Source organism: Ectobacillus panaciterrae DSM 19096, assembly GCF_000430785.1.
In the GTDB taxonomy this organism is placed as follows: domain Bacteria; phylum Bacillota; class Bacilli; order Bacillales; family Bacillaceae_G; genus Ectobacillus; species Ectobacillus panaciterrae.
Genome location: NZ_AUMR01000149.1, coordinates 1 through 5,202 on the forward strand (window position 1 = coordinate 1; position 5,202 = coordinate 5,202).

Genomic DNA, 5,202 nt, shown 5'->3' on the forward strand with positions numbered 1-5,202 from the left:
TGGGAAATCAGAGCGTCCTGTCCCTACTACTAGCGCTCCAGCCTCTTTCGCCTCTTCTGGCATAATTTCCGGTACAGGGTTTGCCATGGCAAAAATAACCGGATTCTCGTTCATGGAACGAACCATTTCTTTCGTGACGGCACCTGCAGCCGATACCCCAACAAATACATCAGCGCCAACAAGCGCATCTGCTAATGTACCTTGTTTTTGTTCTTCATTTGTGATGCGAGCCATTTCTTCTTTGAATTTATTCATGCCGACCGGACGGCCTTCATAAATGATTCCTTTTGTATCACATAAAATGACATCTTTTACACCCATATGCAAGAGCAGCTTGACAATCGCCACGCCTGCGGCACCAGCACCGTTTGCTACGACACGAATATCTTCTATTTTTTTGTTCGCCAGTTTAAGAGCGTTGATTAACCCCGCAGCAGTCACGATCGCCGTACCGTGTTGGTCATCATGGAAAATAGGGATATCACAAACTTTTCGTAAACGATCTTCAATTTCAAAGCATTGCGGTGCTGCGATGTCTTCTAAGTTCACTCCGCCGAAAGTCGGCTCTAATAATTTGACAACCTCCACAATTTTATCCGGGTCAGTTGTATCTAAGCAAATAGGGAATGCATCCACATCAGCAAATGATTTGAAAAGCAACGCTTTTCCTTCCATGACCGGCATAGCGGCTTTCGGGCCGATATTTCCAAGGCCGAGTACAGCTGTTCCATCTGAGACAACAGCAACGAGATTCCCCTTCATTGTGTAATCATATACTTTGCTTTCGTCCTCGTGAATGTCCAAGCAAGGCTCCGCCACACCCGGGGAATAAGCAAGGCTTAAATCTTTTGCATCACGTACGGGAACCTTAGAATGGACACCAAGCTTTCCTTGATTTTCTTTATGCATCTTTAATGCTTCTTCGCGTAAAGTGGACATACAATATCTCTCCCTTTGTTGAATTTTTTAATTTCGGAATAAAACCCCCACGGATGGAAGCTTTACTTTATCGAATAAATGTGACTATGTTATTGGTTCTGGTACAAAGATAATTGACTAAAGCTATAAAACAAGACTATATGAAGAAAAAGGAAGCGGGCTGGTCCAAAAGTGTAAATAGCTTTTGGATTTCAGCCCCTTTTCATCTTAGTTATCATGATAAAGATCTTAAACAGTAGCTAAAGCGAAACAAGGGTCATTAAAGTAAACGACCTCGGAAAGAATCTTGCAGCCTTGCATTTTCCCAAAAGCTTCTCTTGCTTCTTCTTCTTTTTCAAATTCAAACATTGTAGTGTTTTCCTTTGAATAGACAGTGATTACCCACATAAAAAATACCTCCAATTAAAAGATAACTTTTCCTCTTTTCACATATTGATAAGTAACTTCAAAAGCACTATATTTTTCGCTTACCCTACTGAATCTATATATAACTAATTCATAATTTCGACATATGAACCGCTGCTATACAGAACAAAAGGCAGCCTGCACTCGCTTCCTCTCTCTCTGGTTTACCCTTGTATGGGACAGGAAAAGGGTTTGGCCGCTTCTATGCTCCGCCGGATGCTCTTTCCTCACTACAAAAAGACGGTTTTTTTATTCAGTTGTATATAATCTCTTTTTTATCGACAGTATGAATATGTTTCAACTTCATAGATGTCTGTATCATCCTCTAATGAATCATGAACTATATGGAGGCTTCCAGGGATAATCTGTCGTTAAAAAGTCGGCCAACTCTTTGCTTTTTTGTTTTCTTTCTTTACGCATTCTTGCTCGCTCTGGCGCGGTTTCATGTAGTTTTTTCTCTTCTTCTGTTTCCGGAATGACTTGTGGAACAGGTGCTGGACGTTTATGTTCATCAAGTGCGACAAATGTTAATAGTGCAGTTGCTGCAATTGTACGCGCGCCGCTTTTTAAGTCTTCGGCAATAATTTTTACAAAAACCTCCATGGATGATGTACCGGTCCATGTCACATACGATTCAAAACAGACTGAATCGGTTGTTCGAACTGGATATAAAAAGTCAACTGAATCCGTTGAAGCAGTTACACATCCTCTTCGGCTATGGCGCGCTGCGGAAATGGACGCGACTTGATCCAAATCGCTCATTAATCGACCGCCAAATAATGTATTATGATTATTTACATCGTTTGGGAATACGCGACTTGTTCGTATAACTCGGGATTCTCTGCAATATTTTGCTTCCATAAACACATCTCCTTAAAACATATAAACTTGCATATACATACCGAATCCAAGATTTGACGATTTTCTATTACTTCTAGTGAAACAACAGAACCCCTTACACCCAACCACGAAAATGGGATGCTTCTGCCATTTTTTCTTATTCCAACCATATATGCAGCCAAGCGCATGTCTACTTGGTATTGTTGTGACGTAGAGAAAACCCTTTCAAAAGAATAAACAGGATATGCAGGTCTAAAACTGGATAGATTTTTTACCCAGCCTCTTCTTTTAGAAAATATTTAGATCCCATTCTTGTGCTATATGTTTCAATAGCATGCCACCCGCTAAGCTATTGCCATATTCATCAATAGCTGGTCCATATATACCGATACCAAATTCACCTTGAAGAGGTAATGCCCGTCTAATGCTTGAAGGAGCCAGTGCCATAATCCCTCCAGATACACCGCTTTTGGCTGGTACTCCAACAAAAGCCGCAAATTTCCCTGAAGCATTGTACATCCCGCAAGTAAGCATTAAGGCTTTCGTTAATTTAGCTACTTCTTTAGGTAAAATTTGTTCCTTACGGATAGGATGATATCCATCTAGAGAAAGAATCAATCCAATCAAGGCTATGTCTTCTGTGTTCACTTCGATAGAACATTGTTTTAGGTAAACCTCTAAAGCTTCCTCCACTTCCGCTTCTAAAAAACCCGTCTCTTTTAAATAGTAAGCCAAAGCTCTATTTCGATGCGCTGTTTGCCATTCGGAGCGAAATACTTCTTCATTGACGATTGGACGTTTTCCTATCATTTTTTCGATTAATGCGTACACAACCTCTAATTTTTTTTGCGGCGATTCTCCTGGAAGAAGTGAAGATACGGTAATTGCTCCTGCATTGATCATAGGATTAAACGGTTTCCCTGGCTTATGCATTTCTAAACGAATAATTGAATTGAAAGCGTCTCCAGTTGGTTCCACATCAACCCGTTCCAGCACATAAGAAATACTGCGGCTCAAGCATGCAGCCATAAAGCTGATCACCTTTGATATACTTTGCAACGTGAAAGGGACCTCCCAATCCCCTGACTTTATCATTGTCCCATCTGACTCAATCATGCAAATACCTAAATGCGATGAGTTCGCCTTTCTTAAAGCAGGAATATAGCTGGCATTTTGTCCTTGAGCAGCATAGGGCCGATAATGTGTTACCCATTCATCTAAACAAGCTTTTCTTTGACTATCATTCTGAATTGCGTCCTCTTTTATGATCTTGTGCATCACATTCTCTCACATCCTTAAGCGTATACAGTATAAATCTTAGTTCTGGTGCAAACCTCGAATTCTATCAGAATACAAGCAAAAACATAATCCAAATACTGAACATTCCACATGTTTTTTATCATAAAAAATTCGTTATAAAGTTGTTTATTACGAATAAAAAGTACCTGCTGAGTAGTTAATGTTTACTTTGATGTTCATTGTTAACTTATTATCTGTATTTATAGTTGTACATCAAAAATCTATAGGCTTAATATTCTGAATTTTCCATCGGGAATATTCTCACATTTCTGAAATAAGAATACCGAGAAAAGGCTCTTTCTTAGTAATCCCACAATCATTATGTAACAGTGATTATTAATTTATCACGGCCAATTATATGTGTCAACGAAATTGTAGAACAATCTTGTTGGTTGTATCGAATGGACGTAATATGTAATGATATAGATGAACATGCTGTATACATCTATATCATTTTTATAATCTTATTAAAAAAACTGTTTACAAACAAAAAACGTGTTATTACGGAAATGGGTTTCATTTATGGTAAGATAAGATTAGAAAATTCAAAGGGTGGGAGATATCGTAACATGAGTGATAGAAAGTCAATTGAACAAGTAGTTTATGACTTATTAAAAAATGCTATTCTTAATAGAAAAATTCTCCCTGGGAAGCAACTTATTGAGAATACCATTGCGGACAAATTAAATATTAGCAGGACTCCTATCAGAAATGCCATTAAGAAGCTTGAAGCTGAGGGATTGGTTAATAGCATTCCTAATAGAGGAGCATTTGTCATTCAACCTACATTAGAAGAAATGATTGAGGCTTTTGAAATAAGGAAAGAGTTAGAATTAATAGCTGTCAAATATGGCCTTTCTCATGTAAAGAATGAGGATATTACACAATTGAAACAACTAATTGAAATCGGGAGAGAAGCATACAACAGACAGGATATTAGCAAGTACCTTTCTATAAATACGGAATTTCACCTGTTTTTGGCTCGGAAAGGAAACAATCGATTTTTATGTGAATTTCTTGAAACGTTATTTAACCAAATCAATGTGTATTTATTGCTATACGATGTTTATCATTATTCTCGCTTAGAAAGCGATAATATTTATACTGAACATAAAAAAATGATTGAATTGATGGAACAAAAAGATGAGAAACTGCTATTAGAATTTCTTAATCAACATCTGGACACTAGTTTACAGGATTTAAAAATTGATAAAATGCAGTATCAGCCTCTGGAAGATATATTTTAGGACATTCTTATGTGAACGAATGACAGGCGCGTGAACTACCCACCACCTACGCTAACGCTTAGAGGTGGGGGCTTCTAAGGTAATCGTACCTAATAGTACGAAATTCACTTAGCTATCAAGCCTATTCCATGCTCTATATGTTTATGCTAATAGACGTAAGCCTTCTCGTTTGATGTTGATAGAAGCATTGTGGTCTCTATCCGCCGTGAATCCACATTCACATTGGAATGTCCGTTCAGAAAGAGACAGTTCTGCTTTTACTTGACCGCAACAGGAACAAGTTTTGGAAGAAGGAAACCACTTGTCGATTTTGATCAGTCTCTTCCCCTGTTCCTCTAACTTATATCGCAGGAATGTGGTGAACATGCCCCAAGCATTGTCAGCTACACTCTTTCCAAAGTTTAGGGCTTGTGACATTCCTTTCATATTGAGATCTTCCATCACGACACAGTCATATCGTTTAGATAATTTG

At 38.4% G+C, this 5,202-nt stretch carries 6 protein-coding genes; 1 reads left to right on the forward strand and 5 read right to left on the reverse strand.

The annotated features are described in order from the left end of the window. The 4 genes from ystJ to H540_RS0121400 form a co-directional block, all read right to left on the reverse strand. The coding region (ystJ, locus tag H540_RS0121385) for an NADP-dependent malic enzyme (RefSeq protein ID WP_028402317.1) at positions 1 to 939 on the reverse strand (939 nt) is incomplete at its 3' end. A gap of 228 nt (positions 940 to 1,167) precedes the next feature. Next, positions 1,168 to 1,326: a hypothetical protein gene (locus tag H540_RS34120; RefSeq protein WP_169729584.1), complete on the reverse strand. Its 159-nt coding sequence runs from the start codon at positions 1,324 to 1,326 to the stop codon at positions 1,168 to 1,170. A 351-nt stretch (positions 1,327 to 1,677) separates the two neighbouring features. Beyond that, on the reverse strand, positions 1,678 to 2,205 hold the full coding sequence (locus tag H540_RS0121395; RefSeq protein ID WP_028402318.1) for an acyl-CoA thioesterase: 528 nt from the start codon (positions 2,203 to 2,205) through the stop codon (positions 1,678 to 1,680). A gap of 267 nt (positions 2,206 to 2,472) precedes the next feature. Continuing rightward, entirely contained in the window at positions 2,473 to 3,462 is a 990-nt protein-coding gene (locus H540_RS0121400; RefSeq protein ID WP_034671638.1) for a glutaminase, read from the reverse strand. Positions 3,463 to 4,052: 590 nt separating this feature from the next. Here H540_RS0121400 and H540_RS0121405 point away from each other — a divergent pair. Further along, the gene (locus tag H540_RS0121405; protein ID WP_028402320.1) at positions 4,053 to 4,730 is read left to right on the forward strand and encodes a GntR family transcriptional regulator; all 678 of its coding nucleotides are present in this window, start codon (positions 4,053 to 4,055) and stop codon (positions 4,728 to 4,730) included. A 141-nt stretch (positions 4,731 to 4,871) separates the two neighbouring features. Here H540_RS0121405 and H540_RS0121410 read toward each other — a convergent pair. Next, positions 4,872 to 5,202: RNA-guided endonuclease InsQ/TnpB family protein (locus H540_RS0121410; protein WP_028402321.1), on the reverse strand; the 331-nt coding region annotated here is incomplete at its 5' end.

Bases quoted from the DNA above. Each gene is read 5' to 3' on its own strand.
- H540_RS0121405 (WP_028402320.1), top strand. From the start codon at position 4,053: ATGAGTGATAGAAAGTCAATTGAACAAGTAGTTTATGACTTATTAAAA.
- H540_RS0121395 (WP_028402318.1), bottom strand. From the start codon at position 2,205: ATGGAAGCAAAATATTGCAGAGAATCCCGAGTTATACGAACAAGTCGC.
- H540_RS34120 (WP_169729584.1), bottom strand. From the start codon at position 1,326: ATGTGGGTAATCACTGTCTATTCAAAGGAAAACACTACAATGTTTGAA.
- H540_RS0121400 (WP_034671638.1), bottom strand. From the start codon at position 3,462: ATGCACAAGATCATAAAAGAGGACGCAATTCAGAATGATAGTCAAAGA.